Below are 24,143 nucleotides of genomic sequence, written 5' to 3' on the forward strand. Positions count from 1 at the left end.
TGATGAATCGTAAGGGCTTGTATTTCGTTATCGCCCTAGCCCTGGGCGGCGCTGGTGCCGCACACGCGCAAGACAGCACTGCCGGTGCAGCCAGCTCGGGTTATGACGGCCGCTGGTACATCGCTCCGACGGTGGGCGGCTACTACAACGACACCGATCGCAACACCAACAGCCGCCAGGTTTACTACGGCCTGGGCGTTGGTCGCTTCATTAACTCGTACACCTCCATCGACCTGTTCTTCGATCGCACCAAGCGCGACCGTGACAGCGCCGTCGGCGGTGGTCGTTGGTCCAACAACAACGCTGGCGTTGCTGCTCGCTTCTACTACGGCGACTGGAATGCATGGCGTCCGTACGCCCTCGTCGGCGTGATGGGCAGCTACCACCAGAACTCGGGTGACCACGGTTGGGCACCGGCCGCTCAGCTGGGCGCTGGTATCTCCAAGACCATCACCGACAGCACCGACTTCCGCGCTGAAGCCGGCTACCGCTACGACTGGGACGACAAGAGCCAGTCGAACAAGAGCGGGTACGGCGATTGGTTCCTGGGCTTCAGCATCGTTGCCCGCTTCGGCGAGCCGGCTGCTGCTCCGGCCCCGGCTCCGGTTGCTCCGGTTGCTCCGGACTGCTCCAAGCAGTTCCGCAACGGCGTGAACCTGTGCGACAACAAGTGCCCGGATCTGCCGGAAGGCACGATCGTTGGTCCGGACGGCTGCCCGCAGAAGGTCGTGATCGACCTGCGCGGCGTGAACTTCAAGTTCGATCGTCCGAAGAAGGGCGAGAAGGACATCTCGAAGGCACTGGCCGAGCCGACCGCTGACTCGCTGGCTACCCTGAACCAGGCTATCGACACCCTGCAGCGTTACCCGCAGGTGCGCGTGACCGTTGCCGGCTTCACCGACAACGTCGGCAAGGCTGAGTACAACCAGGCTCTGTCGGAGCGTCGCGCACAGATCGTGTTCGACTACCTGACCGCTCATGGCATCTCCGCCAGCCGTCTCGAAGGCCCGATCGGTCACGGCATCAACAATCCGATTGGTGACAACACCACGGAAAGCGGTCGTGCCCAGAACCGTCGTACGGAACTGCAGGTCCAGCAGTAATCGGATCTGTCCGCAGTACCGAAAAGCCCGGCGCAAGCCGGGCTTTTCTTTTTGGGTGTGGGTATCGCGCACGCCAATCATCTACCATCATTTCTATGCGTCCTTCTCGACCTCGTCCCTCTACACGTCCTGCCGTCACGCCGAAGCATGGCTTGGCACGCGTGCTCAGCAAGTCCGGCGTCTGTTCACGCAGTCAGGCGGAGAAAGCAATACGAGAAGGGCGGGTGACTGTTGACGGCAAAGTGGTGCTTGATCCGGAACGTTCTGCTGATGCACAACGTCAACGCATCGCACTGGATGGTGTGCCGCTCATCGAGGCGTCGCGTGTGTATATTGCGCTCAACAAGCCGCGCGGCATTGTGGTGAGCGCAGCGGACGAACGCGGACGCGACACGGTGTACGACTTGCTGAAAGACGCCGGCCTGCCATGGCTTGGGCCGGTGGGGCGTCTCGACAAAGCCAGCGAAGGCTTGTTGCTGTTAAGTAATGACAGTGTGTGGGCGGCGCGCCTGACTGAGCCGAAGCATCACGTAGACAAGGCCTATCACGTGCAGGTGGATAGTGTTCCTGATCAGGTGTTGCTTGATGCACTGGTCGAGGGCGTGGTGGAGCAGGGCGAGCGCCTCGCTGCACGTAAAGCCACGTTGTTGCGGCATGGTGAGAAGAATGCCTGGCTGGAGATTGTGCTCGACGAGGGGCGCAATCGGCATATCCGGCGATTGCTGGCGGCACATGATGTGGCTGTGCTTCGGTTGATTCGAGTAGCGATTGGACCGCTGGTACTTGGTGGTTTAGCCAAGGGGCAGTGGCGGCATTTGACGCCGGAAGAGGTCAGGCTGCTGGGCGCCGATGGGGCGCGCTGACATTCATTATTTCTTCTCTATCGGCTCTTTTGTAGGAGCGCACTTGTGCGCGACAACCTGACGGCGCTGTGACGCCATCATGCCGCAGTCGCGCACAAGTGCGCTCCTACAAGAAACGCATCGACCGGCAGTGTGGGGCCGGTCGATGCATTTCAGATCAGATCACGCCGAGCTTCTTGCCCACTTTGGTGAAAGCAGCAATCGCCTGATCCAGATGCTCACGCGTGTGCGCCGCACTCATTTGCGTGCGAATGCGCGCCTGCCCCTGCGGCACCACCGGGTAGAAGAAACCGGTGACGTAGATGCCTTCCTCAAGCAGTTCGGTCGCCATGGCTTGCGCTTTCTTGGCGTCGTAGATCATCACCGGCACGATCGGGTGCACGCCCGGCTTGATGTCGAAGCCAGCCTTGGTCATCTGCTCGCGGAAATAGCGCGTGTTCTCCTTCACCTGATCGCGCAGGTCGCCAGCGGCGGCCAGCATGTCGAACACCTTGATGCCGGCAGCCACCACGTGCGGCGGCAACGAGTTGGAGAACAGATAAGGGCGTGAGCGCTGGCGCAGCATTTCGATCACTTCGCGGGGGCCGGTGGTGAATCCACCCAGCGCGCCGCCAAGCGCTTTGCCTAGCGTACCGGTGATGATGTTGATCTTGTTGAGCACGCCTTTGACTTCGGCCGAACCGCGGCCGGTGTCGCCGAGGAAGCCGGTGCAGTGGCATTCGTCGATGTGCACCAGTGCGTTGTACTTTTCGGCCAGCGCGGTGATTTCGTCGAGTGGCGCGATGAAGCCGTCCATCGAGAATGCGCCGTCGGTGGTGATCAGTTTGGTGCGCGCACCAGCGGCGTCGGCAGCTTGCAGCTGCTTCTCCAGATCAGCCATGTCGCAATTGGCGTAGCGGAAGCGCTTGGCCTTGCACAGGCGGATGCCGTCGATGATGGAGGCGTGATTGAGCGCGTCGGAGATGACCGCATCCTCTTCGCCCAGCAGTGGCTCGAACAGGCCGCCGTTGGCATCAAAGCAAGCGGCGTAGAGGATGGTGTCCTCGGTACCGAAGAACTCGGCAATCTTCTTCTCAAGCTGCTTGTGCAGATCTTGCGTGCCGCAGATAAAGCGTACGGAGGCCATGCCAAAGCCGTGGGTGTCCAGCGCGTCCTTGGCCGCCTGGATCACCTCCGGGTGGTCGGCGAGTCCGAGGTAGTTGTTGGCGCAGAAGTTGAGCACTTCCTTGCCGCTGTCGAGGCGGATTTGCGCCGACTGCGGCGAGGTGATGATACGTTCGGCCTTGAACAGGCCCTGCTCACGGATCGATTCGAGTTCGCTGGCAAAGCGCGACTGGCCGGGGTAGCTCATGGGGAAATTCCAGCTGGGTCAAAAGCCTATTTTGACCCCTCGGGGGCGAGCTGGGAAGGAACGGTGCAGCAGGGGCCCTCGCGGCCGGCGCGGCCTCCATGCCGTCATTCCGGCCTACGCCGGAATGGCGACGCTTTGAAGGGGGCGTTACCCCTGATGCAGGCCAAACTCCGCGCGGGTGGTCTTGCCCTTGTCGTCGATGCCGTCGGCGTTGAGCTTGGGGTCCTTGATGGCGACGCGCTTGTCGTCCAGCTTGCCCTTCAGCCAGGTCTGCACCGCAGCGGCGCGCCGGTTGGCCAAGTCACGCATGGCTTGCTCGTCGACCGACACGTTGGTTTCCATCAGGCTGCGCATTTCGTCCGGCTCAAGCGACTTTTTCAGGCCGAGCACGTTCGTGGGCTTGCCCTTGAAATCGGCGTCCTTGTAGGCGCGCTTGAGATACTTCTCGTACTCGTCGGGCGTCACATTCACGTCGGCCAGGGCGGTGTCGGAGGTGTCAGCGTTCTTGCCGGACTGGTCCAGTGCCTTCTGACGACGAACCTGGTTGTCCACCGTCACTTTGCGCAGGCCGTCCTGATCCTTGCTCGGGTCCACGCGACCGATGATGTCGAGGTTCAGCGAGGTTCGCTGATTCAACATCCCAACGATCTTGCCAAGTCTTTCCTGCGCGCTCTTGTCGAGCACGGCTGAGCCGGGTTCGAACTCGACATAGCCAAGATCTTCATGACTGCCGCCACCGAATGCGGCACCGAGCAGGCGGAAGGGTGCCGTGGCTGCCTTTGCGATCAGATTGCCGATGGCGCGCCAGATCAGGCCGCCCATGCTGAACTGCGGATCGTCCAGTGAGCCGGATACCGGCACGTTCACGTCGATGTTGCCCTGCGTGTCCTTCAACAGGGCAACGGCCAGTTTCACGGGCAGATGCTGGATGCCAGGGCTCTCGTCGCGATCACCGAAGGTCAGCTGGGTGATGAAGATGTGGTTGTCTGCATTGAGCTTGCGGTTGTCCAGCATGTAATGCACATCCACCGTCAGCTTGCCACCGGTGATCGGGTAACCGGTGTAGCGGGTGGAGTAGGCCGTGAGGCGGGTCAGCTCGACGTCATTCGCCTTGCCTTTGATGTCGAGGAAGGCCACTGGCTGCAGCGGATTGATGGTGCCGTCGATGTCGACGGGCGAGGCGTCATCCAGCGCTGCCTGCACCGAGAGATCGGCAGGCGGGTCGCCAGGCGTCGTGCCGAATGCGCCGATCTTGCCGGTGAGCTTGGTCAGGTTGGCCGTGTAATTCGGCTTGATAAAGTTGTCGGTGTAGTTGAGCTGGCCGTTCACCAGCGTGATGCCGCCAAGATGGATGTCCGCCGCAGGCGCGGCCGGTGTGCTTGGCGCGGCTGGCGTTGCAGCGGCGGTGGATGGCGTGGTCACCGCCGGGGCGGGCGCCTGCGGCTTGGGGGCGGTCGCTGCGGCGGCAGGCTGGTTGTTCTCGGCGCGGGTCACCGACACCGGCGCTTCTTCCGGTTTGGCCACGACGTCGGAGAGATTCAGCTTGCCACTCGCATTCACAATCACGCGGGCATAGAACGAGCTGAGCACCAAGCCGCCGATGTGCATGCGAGGCGTGCCCGATCCGTAGGCGACATCGAGGTTCGAGCCGCTGAGCGTGCGCCAGCGCAGGAAGTCGTCGCCAGTGAGTTTGTCCTGAATGCGCACCTGTTCCAGTGCCGCATTGCCTTTGTAGGTGAACTTGGGCTCGGTGGTGCGGCCGTCGTAATGCACCTTGCCGTTGCTGGTGATGCGTGCACTGGAGATGGTGACGTTGAGCGGCACGCTGATATACGGCTGGAAAGTGGAGATATCCAGCTGCTTGGTGGTCAACTGGATATCGGCCAGCGTCGGCGTGGGTTGCAGCTTGCCTGTGGCCGAGAAGCTGCCCTTGCCAATGTTGCCTTCAAGCTTGAGGTCACGCGGCTCGTTGAGCTTGTCGCTCAGGTTCTCCATGCCGCCGCTAAGCGAATCGATCTTGATCTTTACCGGCTTGTCGCCGGCGGCCAGATCGGTGAAGGCAATCGCGGCTTTTTCAAAGCCCAGGTGAGCAATGCTCCAATGCCAGGGCGGGCTGTTGGCCGCGGGCTTCTTGTTTTTGGCGTCCTTGGCGGCGAACAGGTCGAGCAGGCTGATGTACTTGTTGCTGTTGCGCTGCACGTCGAGGCTGAGGCCGGTGGCGACGACCTTGCCAAGCTTGGCCTCTTGCGTGGCCATGTCGACCTGGTTGATCTCGGCTTCCAGCTTGTTCCATGCCACCGGTGAGCCCTGTCCTTTGAACTGAGGCTCCATCGCAAAGTCGGTTACCGTCGCGTGCGCATCGGCGAGATGCACGTTGACGGCCTTGCTCCAGTCGAGCTGAAGCTGTCCTGAGGCATCCAGCTTGCCCTTGGTGAGACGTGCGGCCAGGCCTTGGTATGCCGAAGCCTGCAGTGCCGCGATATCGACATTCTTCTGTTCCAGCGTCGCGGCCAATTTGCTCGCGGCCAGATCCACCGTGCCGCGCATGGCGATTTCGCCACCAAAGAACGCCGCTGCCATGTCGAGTTTCGCGGGCGGGGCAGGGAGCATGCTCAGTCCCTGCAAACTGCCATGCACGTTGCTCAGGTCGATTTTGTCCTTGGTAGCATCGGTGTAGTGGATGGCGCTATTGGCGAGCGCCATCGAGGCGATGCGCATATCGGTGGGTGGCGCCTTCTTGTTGGCGTCCGCCTGCGCAGCAGGGGCCAAGAGCGTATCGAAGTTGCTATGACCGCCTTCGCCCGCCGTGTAGTGCAGCTGGGCCTGATCAAGCTTCATCGCGCCAAGGTGGTAGCGCGATATCAGTGGCTGCACATCGGCGAGCTCGGCCGCGCCGTGAACCAGGTTGAGAATCGGCTCGCTCTTGCTGCTGTTGAGGGTGAAATCGTCGAGCTGCAGGTTACCGGTGAGTTGCAGCTCAGGCGTGGGTTTGGCCTGCACGAAGTGCAGCACGAGCGCGCCGCTGAGCATTCCCTTGGGAATGGCCACAGGAAGCTGCATGGGCACGTAACCCATATAGCGCCCGAGATCCAGATGGTCGAGCTGAAAATCGATCGTCGACTCGCGTGTGTCGGCAAACGGTTTGGTGCGGCCTTCGATGCGCAGCGGGCTGCCGTCCACGTTCATGGAAAGCAGCGGCTGCACAAAGATGTCCGTCTTGCTGGGCAAGTTGGCAATGAAAGGAATGCCCAGTTCCAGTTGCTGGACGTGATGATTGGCCTTCAACACGTCGTCGTCGAACTGAATGTCGCCGTTGTGCACATGAATATTGGACAGCGCGTAACGCGTTGGCGGTGCATTCGGATCGGAGTTGGCGGTCAGGCGATCGACAATGTCGCTGAAGTTAAAACGCTGCTCCCCGGTGCGCACGATGCGGATGCGCGGATGCTGCAGGGCAAGCTCGTCCAGCACGGGCTTCATGCGGAACACGGACGACCACGATGTGTTGATGACAGCCTGATCGATATCCACGAAGGCTGATTTGCCATCACTATCGGCAATGTGCAGCTGATCCAGCTGCAGCCGCAGCGTATACGGGTTCAAGTGCACGCCACCGAGCGTCACCGGGCGCTGCAGGGCGGCGCTGGCGCGCGTTTCGATCTGGCTGCGAATGAGGGAGGGCGCGGCAAAGAAGCCAAGAAGGCCGAAGATCACCACCACAATGGCGAAGATCAGTGCCCACTTGCGGACCCGGTGTGATCGATAGACGGCGATAGCGCGGTCGCGTCCCGCGGCCAAATGAGGATTACTGAATACGTCAGCCATCCGACGATGCTCCCATGACATCGCGCGCCGACCGTGCACGGCCCTCTAGGCCTACACCTTCACAATCCCAGCGATTCTGTCGGCCGCCCTGGCATGAAGTGTACTAGGGCGGCCGAGATTTCAGCGTGACATTCCGAGCCCGAATGCCAAGGTGTGACAGGTTACGCTCAGGTCCAGGAGCAAACGACCTTGCCGCACTTGCCGGCATCCATCAGGTCGAAGCCCTTCTGGAAATCGTCGATATGGATCTGGTGCGTGAGCACCTTCTGCAGCGGGAAGCCGGTCAGCACCATCTGGGTCATCTTGTACCAGGTCTCGTACATGCGACGGCCGTAGATCCCCTGCAGGGTGAGGCCCTTGAAGATCACACGGTCCCAGTCGATGCCGGCGCCCTTGGGCAGAATGCCGAGCAGGGCGATCTTGCCGCCGTGGTACATGCAATCGAGCATGTCATTGAATGCGCGCGGGTTGCCGCTCATTTCCAGGCCCACGTCGAAGCCTTCCATGTGCAGGTCCTTCATCACGTCCTTCAGCGACTGGTTGGCCACATTCACCACGCGCGTGGCGCCCATGTCCGCGGCCAGCTTCAGGCGATAGTCGTTGACGTCGGTGACCACCACGTTGCGCGCGCCCACGTGCTTGGCGATGCCCGCGGCAATGATGCCGATGGGGCCTGCGCCGGTGATCAGTACGTCTTCACCGATCAGGTCGAACTCCAGCGCGCAGTGCGCCGCGTTGCCGTAGGGGTCGAAGAACGCGGCCAGCTCCGACGGAATCTGGTCCGGGATCGGCCACAGATTGGAGGCCGGCATGGTCATGTATTCAGCAAATGCGCCGTTGCGGTTCACGCCGATGCCGATGGTGTTCGGGCACAGGTGCTGGCGGCCAGCACGACAGTTGCGGCAGTGGCCGCACACGATGTGGCCCTCGGCCGAAACACGGTCGCCGATTTTGTAACCAGTGACGCCTGGGCCGATCTCGACAATGCGGCCGACAAATTCGTGGCCGATGGTCAGGCCGGGCTTGATGGTGCGCTGCGACCACTCATCCCACTTGTAGATGTGCAGGTCGGTGCCGCAGATCGCGGTCTTTTCCATCTTGATCAGCACCTCGTTGGGGCCGACCTCGGGAACGGGCACTTCTTCCAACCAGATGCCCTGTTCGGGGTTGCGCTTGACCAGGGCTTTCATCATCTGAGGCATGGGATTTCCGTGGGGAAGGACGAGAAAACGTCCATTATAAGACGCCGAGCGAGGCTGCCTTCTTGCAGTGCAGCGTTGCGACGGAGGCCGTCACGGACTATGGTCGTAATTTTTTGCGATGGCCTTGAGGAACAGGACGATGCGAGCGAAGAACAAGCTGCTGACCGCAGCACTGGGACTGGCCATGGCGACCGCCACGCAAGCCGATGAAGGTATGTGGATGCCCTCGCAGTTGCCGTCCATCGGCAAGCAGCTGCATGCCGCCGGCTATCAGGGCGACCCGGCCGACCTGGCTGACCTCACCAAGGCGCCGTTGAATGCGGTGGTGAAGGTGGGTGGCGCCACCGGCGCTTTCGTCAGCGACGATGGCCTGGTGCTGACCAACCACCACGTGGCCTTCGGCGTTATCCAGTACAACAGCAACGCGCAGCGAGACCTGATCCAGAACGGTTTCGTCTCGCACGATCGCGCGGAAGAGCTGCCCGCCAATCCGGACTTCCGCCTGCGTGTCACCACCGGGTTCGACAAGGTCACCGACAAGGTGCTGGCCGATGCCAAGGGCAAGACGGGTCGTGCCTACTTCGATGCGGTCGACGCGAGCAGCAAGACGCTGGTGGCCGAGTGCGAGCGGGAGCCGGGCATGCGCTGCAGTGTGGTCAACATGTTCTATGGCCGCGACTTCTATCTGGTAAAGCAGCTGGAGCTGCGCGACGTGCGGTTGGTCTACGCGCCGCCACGTGCCATCGGCAACTACGGCGACGAGGTGGATAACTTCGTATGGCCGCGCCACGCCGGCGACTTCACCATGCTGCGCGCCTATGTCGGTCGTGACGGCAAGCCGGCGGATTACGCCAAGGACAACGTGCCGTATCACCCGCCGGCGCATTTGCAGATCGCCACACAAGGTGTGAAGGAAGGGGATTTCGTGATGCTGGCGGGTTACCCCGGCATTACTTATCGCCACCGCACCGCGGCCGAGTTTGCTGACCAGGTGCAGTGGCGCTTGCCGACCACCGTGCAGGTGATGCAGCAATTGCAGGGGGTGATCGAGGACACCGGCCGGGACGATCGTCAGGCCGCCATCCGTTACGCCTCCCAGCTGCAGTCGCTGAAGAACGGCATCAAACGTTTTCAGGGCGAGCTGGATGGCCTCAAGCGCAGCGACGCCGTTGCCATTCGTCGTCAGGACGAAGACGCCATGTTGAACTGGCTGAAGGGTCAGGCGGGGGCAGGCGCGTTGCGTCCGCAGATCGATCAGATGAACCAGCTCATTGCGGCAGCCAACAGCATGCGCGAACGCGATCTGTTGCTGGGGCTGGTGCAATCGCAGTCACAGCTGATGCGCTCTGCACTGACTCTGCAACGCCTTGCCTATGAACGCGGCAAACCGGATGCGCAGCGAGAGGCAGGCTACCAGCAGCGTGACGAGGACCTGATCGCGGGCATGCTCCGCCAGGTGCAGCGTCGCTACGCCCCCTCGGTAGAAAAGCAGTTGCTGACCGCCTTACTGCTTCGCTACCAGAAGTTGCCCGATGCCCAGCGCCTGCCTGAATTCGATGCCGCCTTTGGGCGTACACCGGCTGAGCTGAAGGCCAAGTTGGATCGTGTTTACACCGCCACCCACCTGGGCGACGAGGCACAACGGTTGCAATGGCTGAAGGCGGACGCTGCCGCGCTCAAACAGTCGGATGACGCACTGTTGGCATTGGCCGTCCAGCTACAGCCGGCGCTATTGCGCATGGAAGACGAGCGCAAAGCCCGCGAGGGCGATCTGCTGCGCCTGCGCCCCGCCTATATGAAAGCGTTGATCGCGTACCGGGAGAAGCAGGGGCGCGCCGTTTACCCTGATGCGAACTCCACGCTGCGGGTGAGCTACGGCAACGTGACACCGCTGAAGGCACGTGATGGCGTGATGTACGACGCACTGACCACTACGCAGGGTATTGTCGAAAAGAACACAAATGCCGAACCGTTCGACGCGCCCAAGCCATTGCTGGAAGCCATTGCGAAAGGCGAGTACGAAGGTTATGTCGACGCCAAGAGCGGCGCCATGCCGGTGGACTTCCTCAGCAACCTCGATACCACCGGCGGCAACTCCGGTTCACCCGTGCTCAATGCCAAGGGTGAACTGGTCGGCCTCAATTTCGACAGCAATTGGGAGGCAGTCAGCGCCAGCTGGATGTTCGACCCCCGTTACAAGCGGGCCATCCACGTCGATCTTCGTTACATGCGCTGGTTGATGGACAAAGTGTACCCGGCACCACAGTTGCTCAAGGAGCTGGGCGTACCCGCTCACTAACCAGCAACTAGTCCCACCTAATGTAGGAGCGCACTTGTGCGCGACCGGGGTTCACCGTCGGTCCGCGGTCGCGCACAAGTGCGCTCCTACATAAAGCGAGGTGGGCAGGGGGTTCACACCGGTTTCATCGCCGTGAGCGTCCAGTAAGCGCCTCTTTCAGTGCCTGCTTGGCCTCTGGGGGCGTTATGAACCTCGAAGAGCACGGCTGCTGCGAAACCGCAGCAGGTATCGGTCGCCGTACGGTTTTGAAATCCGCGCTTGGTTTTGTCGCACTGGGCTTGGCAGGTGGCGTACCCGCGCTACTCCCGGGCGTGGCCGAGGCGGCAGCCTTGACCAAGGAACAACGCGACCGCCTGACACCCGATCAGATCATTGCGCTGATGAAGGAAGGCAACGAACGCTTCCGCACCGGCAAGATGCAGGCGCACGACTATCTCGCGCAGAAACGCGCGAGTGCGGCCGGCCAATATCCTGCTGCCGTTATCCTCAGTTGCATCGATTCGCGAGCGCCTGCCGAAATCATTCTGGACGCGGGCATTGGCGATACGTTCGTTGGTCGCGTGGCCGGCAACATCATCAATGATGATCTGTTGGGCAGCCTCGAATTCGCCTGCGCAGTGGCGGGCGCGAAAGTGGTGCTGGTGATGGGACACACTGCTTGTGGTGCCATCAAGGGCGCCATTGACGGTGCCAAGCTTGGCAACCTCACCGGCCTGCTCGACAAGATCAAGCCCGCCGTCCAGGCCACGCAGTTCACTGGCGAACGCAGCAGCAAGAACGACGCCTACGTCGATGCGGTCGCTGCCACCAACGTGCGCCTGACCATCGATGACATGCGCCGTCGCAGCGACGTGCTCGCCGGACTGGAGAAGGACGGCAAGATCAAGATCGTCGGTTCGATGTACAACCTGGTGGGCGGCAAGGTGGAGTTTTACTCCTGAGGCGCCAGCCCTGTTGTAGGAGCGCACTTGTGCGCGACCGCGGAGCATCGGTGCACCTCGTTCGCGCACAAGTGCGCTCCTACAGAGAGCAGGGGATTCACCGTTAGAATGGGCGGATGCCGATCGATCAGCGCCCGCTTGCCGTGTTTCTGATGGGCCCGACCGCGTCGGGCAAGACCGCGCTTGCCTGCGCACTGAGCGAGCAGTTTCCGGTGGAGCTGATCAGCGTCGATTCCGCGCTGGTCTATCGCGGCATGGATATTGGCACCGCCAAGCCCGATGCAGCGACCTTAGCGCGTTACCCCCATCGCCTTATCGACATTCGCGACCCTGCCGAGCCGTATTCGGCAGCGGACTTTCGTCAGGATGCCGTTGCTGCCATGCAGGACATGACGGCCAGGGGCAAGGTGCCGTTGCTGGTCGGCGGTACCGGACTCTACTTTCGCGCCTTGCAGCAGGGCCTGTCTCGCCTGCCTGAGGCCGATGCCACGATTCGCGAGCGACTGACCGGCGAAGCCATGACGTTGGGCTGGCCCGCGCTGCATGGGCGCCTGCAGCAGCTGGATCCCGCCGCCGCCGCTCGCATTGGCCCCAATGACGCGCAGCGCATCCAGCGCGCGTTGGAGGTGATCGGGCTGACGGGACGCCCTTTGTCCGAGCAACAGCAGGGCGGCAGCGGCGAACGCTTTCCGTGGCGCGTGCTCAAGCTAGCCTTGCTGCCGGCTGACCGCGCGCCGCTGCATGCTCGTATCGGGCAGCGCTTCGACGCCATGCTCGCCGCGAATTTTCTGGACGAAGTGCGCGCGCTGCGCGCCCGTGGCGGTCTTCATGCCGATCTCCCGGCGATACGCGCCGTGGGCTATCGGCAGGCCTGGGAGCATCTGGACGGCGAGACCGACGCGGCGACGTTCCGTGATCGCGGCATTTTTGCCACGCGGCAGCTAGCCAAGCGACAGATCACCTGGCTGCGCAGCGAGCTCGATGCTCGCGTACTGGATCCCGATCGCCCCGGTTTGCAGCAACGGGCAGAAGACGCCCTGCGGCTCTTTCTCGGTGACGACGAGTAGTCATGGGCGAGACGTCTTCTAAACGTCTTCTTCACACCTCGCACTTGGAAGCATTTGCTCTTTCATCAACGATTTAAAAGTGGTTAATATTCCTATGTCTTGGGCCGGGGCGCCTCGTGCGTCTTTTCTCCGGCCCGTCCGTTTGCAAGGGGAGAACAAGAAATGTCCAAAGGGCAATCGTTGCAAGATCCATTTCTCAATGCACTGCGCCGGGAGCGCGTTCCGGTCGCCATCTACCTCGTCAACGGCATCAAGCTTCAGGGCACCATCGAGTCTTTCGATCAGTTCGTCGTGCTGCTGCGCAACCAGGTGAGCCAGATGGTCTACAAGCACGCCATTTCCACCGTGGTGCCGAGCCGCAACGTGCGCGTGGGCAACGGCCACGACGGGCATGGCGACGCGGTGATCACGTCGACCGATACCGAAGGTTGATTCGGCGGGGCGGCCAACCCATGTGAGTAGGGACGGCGTCTGGCCGACCTGGCGTTATCGCCCGGTGGCCCGCCGACATACACTCTCCACTCCAGCCAGCGTCGCGGGCGACTCGCTCGCGGCGCGGCTTTGCTCATACAGGTCTATCCGCCCTCGTGTTTGATCGTCAAAAGAAAGGCGAGCGCGCCGTCCTTGTCCTGCCGCATTCGCGCGGCATGGGTGACGCGGAGCGACGCGCAGAAGAATTCGCCGAGCTGGTCAAGTCGGCCGGCGCCGAGATCCTCGGCAGCATCACGGCAAGGGTCGACGTACCCAACCCGCGCTATTACATCGGTACCGGCAAGGCCGACGAAATCGCCGAGGCCGCGCGCGCGCTCGACGCCGACCTGGTGCTCATCGACCACCTCCTGTCGCCCGTGCAGGAGCGCAACCTCGAGAAGCTGCTCAATATCCGCGTGGTCGACCGCGCCGGATTGATTCTGGACATCTTCGCCCAGCGCGCCCGCTCTCACGAAGGCAAGCTCGAGGTGGAGCTAGCCCAGCTCAAGCACCTGGCCACGCGCCTGGTGCGCGGCTGGACCCACCTGGATGCCCAGCGCGGCGGTGCCATCGGCAACCGCGGCCCGGGCGAAACCCAGCTGGAAACCGACCGCCGCCTGCTCGCCGAGCGGGTGAAGATGCTCACCAAGCGCCTGGAGAAGGTGCAGACCCAGCGCGGGCAGCAGCGCCGCGCGCGCCTGCGCAACACCGTGCCGAGGGTGGCGCTGGTGGGGTACACCAACGCCGGCAAGTCCACGCTGTTCAATGTGCTCACCGAAGGCGACGTATTCGCCGCCGACCTGCTGTTCGCCACGCTGGATCCGACCGTGCGCAAGCTGGATGGCCTGTCCTGCGGGCCGGCCGTGCTGGCGGATACGGTGGGCTTCATTCGTGAATTGCCGCACGACCTGGTGGCCGCCTTCCGCGGCACCTTGGCCGAGGCGCGCGACGCCGACCTGCTGCTGCACGTGAGTGACGCCGCCGACGAGGAGCGCGAGCGACTGGCGCGAGTGGTCGACACCGTGCTGGAGGAGATCGACGCTGGCGACCTGCCGCAGCTGAGGGTGATGAACAAGATCGATCTGGCCGGGATGGAGCCGCGCATCGACCGCGACGGCGACGGCCGGCCGACCACCGTCTGGCTGTCGGCAGCGACCGGCCAGGGGCTGGATCTGCTGCGCCAGGCGCTGGGCGAGCTGCTGGGCGGCGAGCGGGTACAGTCCGAGCTGCGTCTGCCGCATTCCGCCGGCCGCCTGCATGCCCGCCTCAAAGCCGCTGGCGCCATTGCCGGCGAAGAAGTGGACGAGGAGGGCTGGCGCCTGAACATCGACGCCCCGCGCAGCGTCATTGCCCCGCTCAGCGGTGGCAGCGCTGCGGAAGCGGCGCTGCTGCGAGACCTGCTCGGCACCGAAGAGCCCCTGTAGGAGCGCACTTGTGCGCGACCGGGGCATTGCATGGCAGCGCGAAAACCGGTCATCGCGGTATCCGGCCACCCTGCGGGTCGCGCACAAGTGCGCTCCTACAGTGGCCCCTTCTGTAAGACCGGGGCATGAATCCCCGCCCAGCTCTGGTAGAATGCCCGGTGTTTGTGCGGCCATCCGTGCGTGGGCGGCTCACTTGCCACGACAAGCACCCGACACCATGTCCAAACCCGCTCAACGCGCTTTCCGGCTAATGCTGCCGGCCTCCCAGCGGCCTCAAGGAGACTGACCATGGCCTGGAACGAACCCGGTAACAACGGGCAACGTGATCCCTGGGGCAAGAACCGCCAGCCCGGCAACAAGCCGGGCCTGGAGGACATGCTCAAGCAACTTCGCGACCGCTTCGGCAAGCTGGGCGGCGGCGCCGGTGGCATCTTCACCATCCTGCTGGCCTTTCTGCTGGTGTGGCTGGTGATGAGCAGCTACACCATCGTCGATGCCCGTCAGGCCGGCGTGGTGCTGCGTTTCGGCAAGTATTCCCGCACCTTGCCGCCAGGTTTCCATCTCAAGCTGCCCAGCCCGATCGAATCGGTCACCAAGGTCGGTACCACCGAGGTGCGCTCCGTTTCTGACAAGGTGCGCATGCTGACCAGCGACGAGAACATCATCGCCGTCGACTTCAACGTGCAGTATCAGGTGTCGGATGCCCGCAAATACCTGTTCTCGTTGAGCGGCCCGCCGGAAGACACCTTGCGCCAGGCCGCTGAAGCCGCCGTGCGCACCGTGGTCGGCGCCAACGTGATGGACAATGTTCTCACCAGCCAGGGTAACGAGCCCATCGCTGCACCCGCGCCGGTCGGCAGCGTGGCCGCACCCTCCACGGTGGCAGCGCCTGCAGCCCCTGCCGCTGTGGCGGTCAATCCGCAGACCCGCGATACCCTGCAGCAGCAGACCCGCGAGATTCTTCAGTCCACCTTGAACGAATACGACGCCGGCCTCGTAGTGACCGACGTGAGCTTCCAGAACGTGGCGCCGCCGCAGGAAGTGAAAGACGCCTTCGACGACGTCAACGCCGCCCGCGAAGACAAGCAGGCCAAAGAGAACGAAGCGCGTGGTTATTCGGCCCAGGTCGTGCCGGTCGCTCGCGGCGATGCCGCGCGCATTGCCGCCGAAGCCCAGGGCTACGCCGTGCAGCGCGTGGCATCGGCTACCGGTGACGCCGCTCGCTTCAACCTGATCCTGAAGGAATACAAGTCGGCGCCGGACGTGACCCGCCGCCGCCTGTGGCTGGAAACCGTCGAGGATGTGATGTCCAACAATCCGAAGGTGCTGGACGGCTCCGGCGGCCGCAACATGATTTATCTGCCGCTTGATCGTGCGACCGGCAAGGAAGTGCAGGGCGTGGGCGCGGTGATGCAGTCCGCCGCCAACGACAGCCTGACCGGCAAGGAGAAGCAGCCATGAAATTCATCGTCGGCATTATCGCCGTGCTGATCGTGCTGCTCGGCTTCAACAGCCTCTTCGTAGTGCATGAAGGCGAAACCGCCCTGGTGCTGCAGTTTGGCCGCATCGTGCGCACCGGCGACACGCCGGGCCTGCACGCCAAGCTGCCGTTCATCCAGCAGGTGATGACGTTCGACAACCGCATCCTGACCCTGGAAGCGCAGCCCGAGCGTTACTTCACCTCCGAAAAGAAGAGCGTCAACGTCGACTTCTACGTGAAGTGGCGCATTGCCGACAACGCCGCGTATTACCGCGCGACTGCCGGTGATGAGCTGCAGGCCGCCAACCGCCTTTCGCCCATCGTGAAGGATGCGTTGCGCTTCGAGTTCAACGGCCGCACCTTGCAGGAGCTGGTGGCCGCCGGCCGTAAGGACGTCACCGAGCGCGTGCGCAAGCAGACCGACACCGCCTCGCGCAAGAATCTCGGTATCGCCGTGGTCGATGTGCGCATCAAGCGCATCGACTTGCCGGACGAAGTGAGCGAATCGGTCTACAAGCGCATGCGTGCCGAACGCGCGCAGCTGGCCAACGAACTACGCTTCACCGGCCAGCAAGCCGCCGAAACCATCAAGGCCGACGCCGATCGCCAGGCACAGGTCATTAAGGCCGAGGCCGGGCGCGACGCCGCCAAGGTGCGCGGCGAAGGCGATGCCCAGGCCGCGGCCATCTACGCCCAGGCTTATGGTCAGGACCCGGAGTTCTTCGCGTTTTATCGAAGCCTTGCCGCGTACCGTACGTCGTTCAAGGACGGCAAGGGTGTACTGGTGCTCAAGCCGGATTCGGAGTTCCTGCGGTATTTCAACGACGGCGCGTCGTCGCGGCACTGAGTGGTGACGTTTGATGCCGCGTGAGCTGGTGGTTGCGTTGTGCCTGGTGCTGGTGATCGAAGGGCTGGTGCTGTTTGCCGCGCCGCGTGGGTGGCAGGCCACCATGCGCGAAGCGGTGAAACTCAGCCCGCGTACGCTGCGCCTGTTTGACGCCGCAGCCATCGGCGTCGGTTTGATCGCACTGCAGTTGATGCATTGAGTTAATGCGGTGGATGGGCCGCTCAACCCATCGGAATTTCCAACGAAGCCTCACCGTCGTCCCAGCAAAGGCTGGGACCCAGTGACTATAAAGGCGCTGGATTCCAGCCTTCGCTGGAATGACGAGCAATGGGTTTCGACTTAACTACGCCTCACGTAGGCACCCGATTCTTCAAATTGACGAGAGCAACATCATCATGGGCAAGTCAGTAGTCATCCTTGGTGCGCAGTGGGGCGACGAAGGCAAGGGCAAAATCGTCGACCTGCTGACCGAACAGGTCAAAGCCGTCGCTCGCTTCCAGGGCGGTCACAACGCCGGCCACACGCTGGTCATCGGCGGCAAGAAGACCGTGCTGCATCTGATCCCCTCGGGCATCCTGCGTGACGACGCGCTGTGCCTGATCGGCAACGGTGTGGTGCTGTCGCCGCAGGCGCTCAAGCAGGAAATCGAAGAGCTGGAAGCGCAGGGCGTGGAAGTGCGCTCGCGCCTCAAGATCAGCCCGGCCACCCCGCTGATCATGCCGTACCACATCGCCGTCGATAAGGCGCGCGAAGCAGCCGCCGGCAAGAGCGCCATCGGCACCACCGGTCGCGGCATTGGCCCGGCCTACGAAGACAAGGTGGCTCGCCGCAGCGTGCGCGTGGCCGACCTGATGTACCCGCACGAGCTGCCCGAGAAGCTCAAGGCAGCGGTGGAGTACCACAACTTCATCCTCACCCAGTGGCTGAAGGCCGAGCCGGTCGACTTCCAGACCGTGCTGGATGACGCGCTGGCCTATGGCGAATTCATCCGCCCGATGGTCGACGATGTCGCCACCATCCTGCACGACGTGCGCAAGGAAGGCGGCCACATTCTGTACGAAGGTGCGCAGGGCGCACTGCTCGACATCGACCACGGCACCTACCCGTACGTCACCTCGTCCAACACCACCGTGGGCGGCGCACTCGCCGGCACCGGCGTGGGCGCGGGCGACATCGACTACGTGCTGGGCATCTGCAAGGCCTACGCCACGCGCGTCGGCGGCGGTCCGTTCCCGACCGAGCTCAACGACGACATGGGCGAACGCCTGCGCAAGGTCGGCAACGAGTTCGGCGCCAGCACCGGCCGCCCGCGTCGCTGCGGCTGGATCGACCTCGTCGCGCTCAAGCGCGCCGTGCAGATCAACGGCATCAACGGCCTCGCTATCACCAAGCTCGACGTGCTCGACGGCCTGCCGACCATCAAGGTCTGCATTGCGTACGAATACCGCGGCAAACGCCGCGAGCTCGCACCGCTCGATGCGGATGGTTGGGCCGAGTGCAAGCCGGTGTACCTGGAATTCCCGGGTTGGGACGAATCCACCGCCGGCATCCGCGAATGGGACAAGCTGCCCGCCGCCGCCCGCGCCTACCTGCGTGCGGTGGAGGAGCTGTCGGGCTGCAAGCTCTCGCTCGTCGCCACCGGCGCCGACCGCGACGACACCATCGTGCTGGACGATCCGTTCGCCTGATCGCCGACGATGTGCAAGTGATACAGAGAAGCCCCGCATGGCGGGGCTTTTTTGTGGGCGATGGAGCGATGCATTGCTTCGAACCCCAAAGGCACTGGATTCCCGCCTTCGCGGGAATGACGGGAGTGAAAGTCCCCTCCACCTACGTCATTCCCGCGAAGGCGGGAATCCAGCGCCGTTCCGCTCCGCGGCACCATGACTTCTGGCCAGTGCCGACCTGAGGCCGCGTGCCTCACCATCGGAGCGTTTTGCGCCGATCAGGATCGTATCGGCCTGTCCACTGAGGGGAGACAACATGCGTACTCGTCTGGTTACCGCCATGGCACTGGCTCTCGCTGGTGTTTCGTTCACGGGTGCAGCGCTGGCGATGGATGTCTCGCCACAGGAGCAGGCCACCACCCAGCTTCCGCGCTCGGTGCGTCCCACGCACTACGACGTCTCGGTGGTGCCTCACGTCGACACGCTTAGCTTCGACGGCAAGGTCACTGTCGACATTGACGTACTTGAGCCCACCCGTAGCATCACGCTGAACGCGATCGACATGCGCTTCTCCTCGGTGGCGCTGACACCCGCCGCAGGCAAGGGCAGCTTCAAGGCGCCCAAGGTGTCTGTGGACGACAAAGCGCAGACCGCCACCTTCACCTTCGACAAGCCGGTGCCCGCCGGCAGCTACAAGCTGTCAATGAGCTACACCGGCAAGATCGGCACGCAGGCCAACGGCTTGTTTGCCATCGACTACGACAGCAAGGCCGGCAAGAAGCGCGCGCTCTACACGCAGTTCGAGAACTCCGGCGCACGCCGCTTCATCCCCTCTTGGGACGAGCCCAACTACAAGGCCACGTTCAACCTGATCGCCACCGTGCCGTCCAGCGAGATGGCCGTGAGCAACATGCCGGTGGCATCGAAGAAGGACATCGGTCACGGCCTGAGCCAGGTGACATTCCAGCAGTCACCGAAGATGTCGACCTACCTGCTGTTCTTTGGCACCGGCGATTTCGACCGCGTCACCACGATGGAAGACGGCACCGAGATCGGCGTCATCACGCAGAAGGGGTTGTCCGCGCAGGGTGCCTTCACGCTGGAGTCGGGCAAGGCTGTGCTGAAGGAATACAACGACTACTTCGGCGTGAAGTACCCGCTGCCCAAACTGGACAATGTCGCCTCGCCGGGTAGCAGTCAGTTCTTCTCCGCCATGGAAAACTGGGGCGCCATCTACACCTTCGAATACGCGTTGCTGCTCGACCCTTCGTTCTCCACGCTGCAGGACAAGCAGAACGTGTTCGGCACCGCTGCACACGAAATGGCGCACCAGTGGTTTGGCGATCTGGTGACCATGCGCTGGTGGGACGACCTGTGGCTCAACGAAGGCTTTGCCTCGTGGATGGCCTCACGCACCACGGCGCGCCTGCATCCGGAATGGAACACCAAGCTGAGTGACACCGTCGGTGCGCGTGAATCGGCCATGTCGCGCGACGCCGTGGGCACCACGCACCCCGTGGTGCAGCACGTGGAAACCGTGGACCAGGCCAGCCAGGCGTTCGACGCGATCACCTATTCCAAGGGCGAGTCGGTGATCGGCATGCTCGAAGCCTACGTAGGTGAAGATAACTGGCGAACCGGCGTGCGCAATTACATCAAGGCCCACGCTTACGGCAACGCGGTGTCCGACGATCTATGGCGCGCCATCGATGAAGCCGCGCCGGGTAAGCAGATCACCACCATCGCGCACGACTTCACGCTGCAGCCGGGCATTCCCCTGATTCGCGTGGAAGCGGGCACGTGCAGCAAGCACACCACCACGCTCAAGCTGACGCAGGGTGAATTCACTCGCGACCGCCCGGACAAGCAGCCGCTGCGCTGGCACGTGCCCGTCATCGCGCGCGCCGCTGGTGGCAAGGCAGTCAGCACCGTCGTCGACGGCGAAGCCACGCTCACTGTGCCGGGGTGCGGCACATTGCTGGTCAACGCAGGGCAGAGCGGTTATTACCGCACCCTGTACGCGCCCGCGCAGTTCGCCGCGATCAAAAAGGACTTCGCCAAGATCGCCCCTGTCGACCAGCTCGGTGTGATGGGCGATACGTGGGCGCTGGGCATGGCGGGTCTGCGACCGGCTTCCGACATCCTCGATCTTGCCAAAGCCACGCCGATCGACGCCGATCCGCAGGTCTGGGACGAAATTGCCGCCGACCTTTCCGGTCTGGATGCTTACTACGACGGTGATGCGAAGCGTCAGACCACCTTCCGCGCCGCCGCGGTCAAGTTGCTCGGCCCGAAATTCCAGCGCATCGGTTGGGAAGCCATGCCGGACGAAAGTGTGCCGACCACCATCCTGCGCACGCGCCTGATCAACGTACTGGCCGGCCTGAACGACAGCGCCGTGGTGGCCGAGGCGCAACGTCGTTATGCCGCTCAGGCGACCGATCCCAACGCGGTTCCCGTCGCGCTGCGCAAAACCATCCTGTCTGTGGTCGCTCATCACGCCGACGCCGCTACGTGGGAAAAGCTGCACGCGGAAGCCAAAGCCGAGAAGACGCCACTAGTGAAGGATCGCCTGTACGCGCTGCTTGCCGTCGCGGAAGACAAGTCGCTCGCGCAGCGCGCACTCGACCTTGCACTCACCGACGAGCCCGGCGCCACCAACAGTGCTGGCATGATCTCCATCGTCTCCCGCAAGTACCCGGAACTCGGCTTCGACTTCGCGCTCACGCATCGCGAGCAGGTCGACAAGCTCGTGGATGGCAGCTCGCACAGCCGCTATTACCCGGCGCTTGGCAGCAGCTCGTTCAACCCGGCGATGATCGACAAGATCAACGGGTACGCAAACCAGTACCTCGCCACCGGTTCACGCCGCGACGCGGAAACCGCCGTGGCGAACATCAAGTACCGCATCATGGTGCGCAATGAACGCCTGCCGGATGTGGACGGGTGGTTGGCCAAGAACGGCGGTTGAGTCACTCGGCCGAGCTTTCTCTCAATGCACGACCTCAAAAAGCCCCGGCTCGTCCGGGGCTTCTTGTCGAACAGATCAAGATCAACCTGTAAGTTGATTTGCACCCATTCAACCTGAAGGTTGATTTGCTTGTCCTCCGCCTGTCGGTTGAATCGTGGACGTCATTCGCATACCCGAACAGCTGGGCACCGTCTTGAAGGCAGCACGTCTACGCCTTGGACTCACCCAGGCCGATATCGCGCGCCAATTGGGTATTTCCGTGCAGGCTATGTCCAAGCTTGAAAACCAGGCAGGGCGAGCAACAGGCGTATCTGGCGGAAATCATCGATAAGGTGAATGGCTTGTTCGAAGGCCAGCTCAGCGATAACGATCAGTTGGTGTACGTCAACGGCGTTCTGAAAGGGAAGCTGCTTGAAAACGAGATGCTGGTGCAGCAAGCGGCGAGCAACAGCAAAGAGCAGTTCGCCAATTCACCCGATTTGAAGCATGCGCTGTTGCATGCCGGCATGGATGCTGAAGAGGCCTACACCATCATGAGCAGGCAGTTGCTGTCGTCCGAGCGAACCCTGGCCGGGGTGTTGCAGATCTTGTTGGGTCCGGCTCAGTTGTATGAAGCGCTGCGCGCGAAGAGTGAAGGGCGCGCACCGCCGCTGTAACGAGCGAGTGGGACCAGGGGCGCGAATAGGGATCGCGCCCCAGTTTGTGGAGCAGCCTGCTGATGGAGTGTTGATTGCCGGGTAGCCGCTTCAACACTGACACGCCTGTCGTCCATCCCAGACACTCACGTCGAGCCAAACCCTGACAGGCGAAACGCACCGCTGTTTGTTAGTTTCGGCATGTCACGCGCGGCGTCTTCGCAACCGGCTACGCGGGTGACCATGGCAGTAATGTCATGAGGCGCGGGCCGCAGGTGCTGACACACCCACGACCCGCTAACCACAACCAGCTGACTAAGAGTTGATCATGGCTAACCGCGATCATACGGCAGGCGCTCGCCCGTTAGTTCCCCCTGACGGCACCCTCACTGCACCACCCGGCAGCCCGCGCCCAGCGGGCACCCAAGGCACCCCACGGTTGTTGGCGTTTCCTGTTGATCCTGCATTGGCGGCGTACGCCTTGATGCGTTTGCGGATCGACATTGCGCGCTATCGGGAGGCCGAGGCATCGGGCCTGCCGGTCAAACCGGTGGCGTGGCCGGTCTCTGGTGAATTTATTGCCTACCTCACCACGGCCATTCATTGCCTGGACCACTACGCCGGCATGCTCGGTCCCGAGCCTCCAGTGACTGTTTAACCCCGTCCGATGATCGTCCCCCGTGGCGCATCAGCTCTCGGGTCGATGCGCCACACCTGGACGATCACCTACTGACGGATAGGTATTTCACCTACATGGATCAGCGTAGTCACTGATCCATCGCTGCCTCGTGCCCGACAGGAATGCGCTGCATGATCCTCACGAAGCTCGACCCACATATCGTTGTGGCTCCAACGTTGCGTCTGCCCACGCCGGGTGAGGCGTTGGCGCGGAAGTACATGCAGCCGAATGGGCTTCAGGCCGCACACTTGGCACGGCGCGCCGGCATCCCGGCTCCACACATTAGAGACATCATGCAGAACGCCCGGCCAGTCACCGCCAGCATCGCATGGCGGCTCGCATTGACCTTGGATACCAGCGGGCTTTATTGGATGCTGCTACAGGCGCACCACGATTTGCGGCAGGTGTTGCAACAACATTCAACGCGCTGACCCCAACTAGAACGGCAGGGTGTTCAGGAGCAGCTCTGATCCTTTGCGCTGTCATCGTCTTTCTCGTCGTCGTCATTGGCGCCCAGCGAGAGGGTCTTGCCGTTATCCATGTGCAGCTCGCCATCGTCGATTCGTTCCTCATCGCCACTCACCGTGGTGAATACCGCATCGACGAGGCCTGATCCGTGCGTGCCGCGTACGCGGAAGGCGAAGCTGTCGTCACGTTCGTCTTCGCTGGTGGCCGCCCAATCCAGTGAGACGTGCTCGATGTGGCCTACGCAACGCTGAATCACCGGGTGCTTGTTCATAGCCGCTGTGGCCTGATCGGTGAACTGGTGCCACCCCCAGTACGCTACGCCGCCACCGATCAGCACGAGACACAGCAAGGTCAGTAACACGCCCAGAAGAATACCGACCCATAGCGGTATTGCCCGGCGAGATTTAGGCGCAACGGGTGCGGGCCGCGTAGGGATGGGCGGCGGCGGAGGGAAGGGTGCAGGTCCTTGCATGGCGATACGTCACTGTCTTGGTGAATGAGCGGAGACCGAGAGGTGGCTGGGCTCCGTGTCACAGTGTGCAACAGCCACCGGCCGGATGCGCGCTGAGAACAACTCGCCACCCGCAGGCCCGCCTTGGTTACCACCGGCGCCGACCGGAGCGGCACCATCGTGCTGGACGATCCGTTGGCCTGAATGTTGGTGTATCGGTCATGCAATAAGCCCCGCCAAGTGCGGGGCTTTTGTCGTCTTGACGAGAAAGTAGGGCGCCGAGTTGTGACGCTGACTGCGCTAAGCGAAATTACCTGATGGCTTCCGTGGCTCGGAACACGAAGACTGCGATGCGTATCTCTGGGTAAGGGCTTATGTACGCTGATTCCGCTGCATGGG

The 24,143-nt window shown here is 62.7% G+C and carries 20 protein-coding genes; 16 read left to right on the top strand and 4 right to left on the bottom strand.

Annotation, left to right across the window (positions count from 1 at the left end; genetic code table 11):
- The first annotated feature begins 2 nt into the window (after positions 1-2).
- Both AC0GUR_RS02690 and AC0GUR_RS02695 read left to right on the top strand, forming a co-directional pair.
- Entirely contained in the window at positions 3-1,103 is a 1,101-nt protein-coding gene (locus tag AC0GUR_RS02690; protein WP_472875923.1) for an OmpA family protein, read from the top strand.
- 95 nt (positions 1,104-1,198) lie between these two features.
- Entirely contained in the window at positions 1,199-1,966 is a 768-nt protein-coding gene (locus AC0GUR_RS02695) for a pseudouridine synthase (protein ID WP_472875924.1), read from the top strand.
- Positions 1,967-2,123: 157 nt separating this feature from the next.
- Here the strand turns inward: AC0GUR_RS02695 and kbl are convergent, their stop codons facing one another.
- From kbl to tdh, 3 genes are all read right to left on the bottom strand, one after another.
- The gene (gene kbl / locus AC0GUR_RS02700; RefSeq protein ID WP_472875925.1) at positions 2,124-3,317 is read right to left on the bottom strand and encodes a glycine C-acetyltransferase; all 1,194 of its coding nucleotides are present in this window, start codon (positions 3,315-3,317) and stop codon (positions 2,124-2,126) included.
- A gap of 147 nt (positions 3,318-3,464) precedes the next feature.
- Positions 3,465-7,142, bottom strand: a complete 3,678-nt coding sequence (locus tag AC0GUR_RS02705; RefSeq protein WP_472875926.1) for a DUF748 domain-containing protein — start codon at positions 7,140-7,142, stop codon at positions 3,465-3,467.
- Between the two features lie 167 nt (positions 7,143-7,309).
- Positions 7,310-8,344: an L-threonine 3-dehydrogenase gene (tdh, locus tag AC0GUR_RS02710; RefSeq protein WP_472875927.1), complete on the bottom strand. Its 1,035-nt coding sequence runs from the start codon at positions 8,342-8,344 to the stop codon at positions 7,310-7,312.
- A gap of 139 nt (positions 8,345-8,483) precedes the next feature.
- Between tdh and AC0GUR_RS02715 the strand changes: the two genes are divergently transcribed.
- The 14 genes from AC0GUR_RS02715 (at position 8,484) to AC0GUR_RS02780 (ending at position 23,256) form a co-directional block, all read left to right on the top strand.
- The gene (locus AC0GUR_RS02715) at positions 8,484-10,643 is read left to right on the top strand and encodes a S46 family peptidase (protein WP_472875928.1); all 2,160 of its coding nucleotides are present in this window, start codon (positions 8,484-8,486) and stop codon (positions 10,641-10,643) included.
- A 185-nt stretch (positions 10,644-10,828) separates the two neighbouring features.
- Complete coding sequence (locus AC0GUR_RS02720; RefSeq protein ID WP_472875929.1) at positions 10,829-11,584, top strand: carbonic anhydrase; 756 nt, start codon at positions 10,829-10,831, stop codon at positions 11,582-11,584.
- Between the two features lie 116 nt (positions 11,585-11,700).
- Positions 11,701-12,651 carry a tRNA (adenosine(37)-N6)-dimethylallyltransferase MiaA gene (gene miaA / locus AC0GUR_RS02725; protein ID WP_472875930.1) on the top strand — a complete coding sequence of 317 codons (951 nt, stop codon included), beginning with the start codon at positions 11,701-11,703 and terminating at the stop codon, positions 12,649-12,651.
- Between the two features lie 162 nt (positions 12,652-12,813).
- Positions 12,814-13,083 (top strand): RNA chaperone Hfq, encoded by a 270-nt coding sequence (gene hfq / locus AC0GUR_RS02730; RefSeq protein WP_472875931.1) that lies wholly within the window; start codon positions 12,814-12,816, stop codon positions 13,081-13,083.
- Positions 13,084-13,238: 155 nt separating this feature from the next.
- Entirely contained in the window at positions 13,239-14,546 is a 1,308-nt protein-coding gene (hflX, locus tag AC0GUR_RS02735; RefSeq protein ID WP_472875932.1) for a ribosome rescue GTPase HflX, read from the top strand.
- Between the two features lie 288 nt (positions 14,547-14,834).
- Positions 14,835-16,007 (top strand): FtsH protease activity modulator HflK, encoded by a 1,173-nt coding sequence (gene hflK, locus AC0GUR_RS02740; RefSeq protein WP_472875933.1) that lies wholly within the window; start codon positions 14,835-14,837, stop codon positions 16,005-16,007.
- Positions 16,004-16,873, top strand: a complete 870-nt coding sequence (gene hflC / locus AC0GUR_RS02745) for a protease modulator HflC (protein ID WP_472875934.1) — start codon at positions 16,004-16,006, stop codon at positions 16,871-16,873. Before hflK ends, hflC begins: the two co-directional genes overlap by 4 nt.
- 13 nt (positions 16,874-16,886) lie before the next feature.
- Positions 16,887-17,072 carry a DUF2065 family protein gene (locus tag AC0GUR_RS02750; RefSeq protein WP_472875935.1) on the top strand — a complete coding sequence of 62 codons (186 nt, stop codon included), beginning with the start codon at positions 16,887-16,889 and terminating at the stop codon, positions 17,070-17,072.
- Between the two features lie 196 nt (positions 17,073-17,268).
- Positions 17,269-18,561, top strand: a complete 1,293-nt coding sequence (locus tag AC0GUR_RS02755) for an adenylosuccinate synthase (protein ID WP_472875936.1) — start codon at positions 17,269-17,271, stop codon at positions 18,559-18,561.
- Positions 18,562-18,856: 295 nt separating this feature from the next.
- Positions 18,857-21,511, top strand: a complete 2,655-nt coding sequence (locus AC0GUR_RS02760) for a M1 family metallopeptidase (RefSeq protein WP_472875937.1) — start codon at positions 18,857-18,859, stop codon at positions 21,509-21,511.
- 154 nt (positions 21,512-21,665) lie between these two features.
- Complete coding sequence (locus tag AC0GUR_RS02765) at positions 21,666-21,842, top strand: helix-turn-helix domain-containing protein (RefSeq protein WP_472875938.1); 177 nt, start codon at positions 21,666-21,668, stop codon at positions 21,840-21,842.
- Complete coding sequence (locus AC0GUR_RS02770; protein WP_472875939.1) at positions 21,790-22,167, top strand: hypothetical protein; 378 nt, start codon at positions 21,790-21,792, stop codon at positions 22,165-22,167. Before AC0GUR_RS02765 ends, AC0GUR_RS02770 begins: the two co-directional genes overlap by 53 nt.
- 307 nt (positions 22,168-22,474) lie before the next feature.
- Positions 22,475-22,804 carry a hypothetical protein gene (locus AC0GUR_RS02775; protein ID WP_472875940.1) on the top strand — a complete coding sequence of 110 codons (330 nt, stop codon included), beginning with the start codon at positions 22,475-22,477 and terminating at the stop codon, positions 22,802-22,804.
- 152 nt (positions 22,805-22,956) lie between these two features.
- The gene (locus AC0GUR_RS02780; protein WP_472875941.1) at positions 22,957-23,256 is read left to right on the top strand and encodes a HigA family addiction module antitoxin; all 300 of its coding nucleotides are present in this window, start codon (positions 22,957-22,959) and stop codon (positions 23,254-23,256) included.
- A 23-nt stretch (positions 23,257-23,279) separates the two neighbouring features.
- On the opposite strand, the gene AC0GUR_RS02785 is transcribed toward AC0GUR_RS02780, so the two are convergent.
- Positions 23,280-23,654 (bottom strand): hypothetical protein, encoded by a 375-nt coding sequence (locus tag AC0GUR_RS02785; protein ID WP_472875942.1) that lies wholly within the window; start codon positions 23,652-23,654, stop codon positions 23,280-23,282.
- Positions 23,655-24,143: the final 489 nt, after the last annotated feature.

The sequence above is a fragment of the Dyella sp. PARNA 12/25 genome (assembly GCF_055702865.1).

Coding starts and splice junctions, on each gene's coding strand:
- AC0GUR_RS02690 (WP_472875923.1), top strand. CDS start 3: ATGAATCGTAAGGGCTTGTATTTCGTTATCGCCCTAGCCCTGGGCGGC.
- AC0GUR_RS02695 (WP_472875924.1), top strand. CDS start 1,199: ATGCGTCCTTCTCGACCTCGTCCCTCTACACGTCCTGCCGTCACGCCG.
- kbl (WP_472875925.1), bottom strand. CDS start 3,317: ATGAGCTACCCCGGCCAGTCGCGCTTTGCCAGCGAACTCGAATCGATC.
- AC0GUR_RS02705 (WP_472875926.1), bottom strand. CDS start 7,142: ATGGCTGACGTATTCAGTAATCCTCATTTGGCCGCGGGACGCGACCGC.
- tdh (WP_472875927.1), bottom strand. CDS start 8,344: ATGCCTCAGATGATGAAAGCCCTGGTCAAGCGCAACCCCGAACAGGGC.
- AC0GUR_RS02715 (WP_472875928.1), top strand. CDS start 8,484: ATGCGAGCGAAGAACAAGCTGCTGACCGCAGCACTGGGACTGGCCATG.
- AC0GUR_RS02720 (WP_472875929.1), top strand. CDS start 10,829: ATGAACCTCGAAGAGCACGGCTGCTGCGAAACCGCAGCAGGTATCGGT.
- miaA (WP_472875930.1), top strand. CDS start 11,701: ATGCCGATCGATCAGCGCCCGCTTGCCGTGTTTCTGATGGGCCCGACC.
- hfq (WP_472875931.1), top strand. CDS start 12,814: ATGTCCAAAGGGCAATCGTTGCAAGATCCATTTCTCAATGCACTGCGC.
- hflK (WP_472875933.1), top strand. CDS start 14,835: ATGGCCTGGAACGAACCCGGTAACAACGGGCAACGTGATCCCTGGGGC.
- hflC (WP_472875934.1), top strand. CDS start 16,004: ATGAAATTCATCGTCGGCATTATCGCCGTGCTGATCGTGCTGCTCGGC.
- AC0GUR_RS02750 (WP_472875935.1), top strand. CDS start 16,887: ATGCCGCGTGAGCTGGTGGTTGCGTTGTGCCTGGTGCTGGTGATCGAA.
- AC0GUR_RS02755 (WP_472875936.1), top strand. CDS start 17,269: ATGGGCAAGTCAGTAGTCATCCTTGGTGCGCAGTGGGGCGACGAAGGC.
- AC0GUR_RS02760 (WP_472875937.1), top strand. CDS start 18,857: ATGCGTACTCGTCTGGTTACCGCCATGGCACTGGCTCTCGCTGGTGTT.
- AC0GUR_RS02775 (WP_472875940.1), top strand. CDS start 22,475: ATGGCTAACCGCGATCATACGGCAGGCGCTCGCCCGTTAGTTCCCCCT.
- AC0GUR_RS02780 (WP_472875941.1), top strand. CDS start 22,957: ATGATCCTCACGAAGCTCGACCCACATATCGTTGTGGCTCCAACGTTG.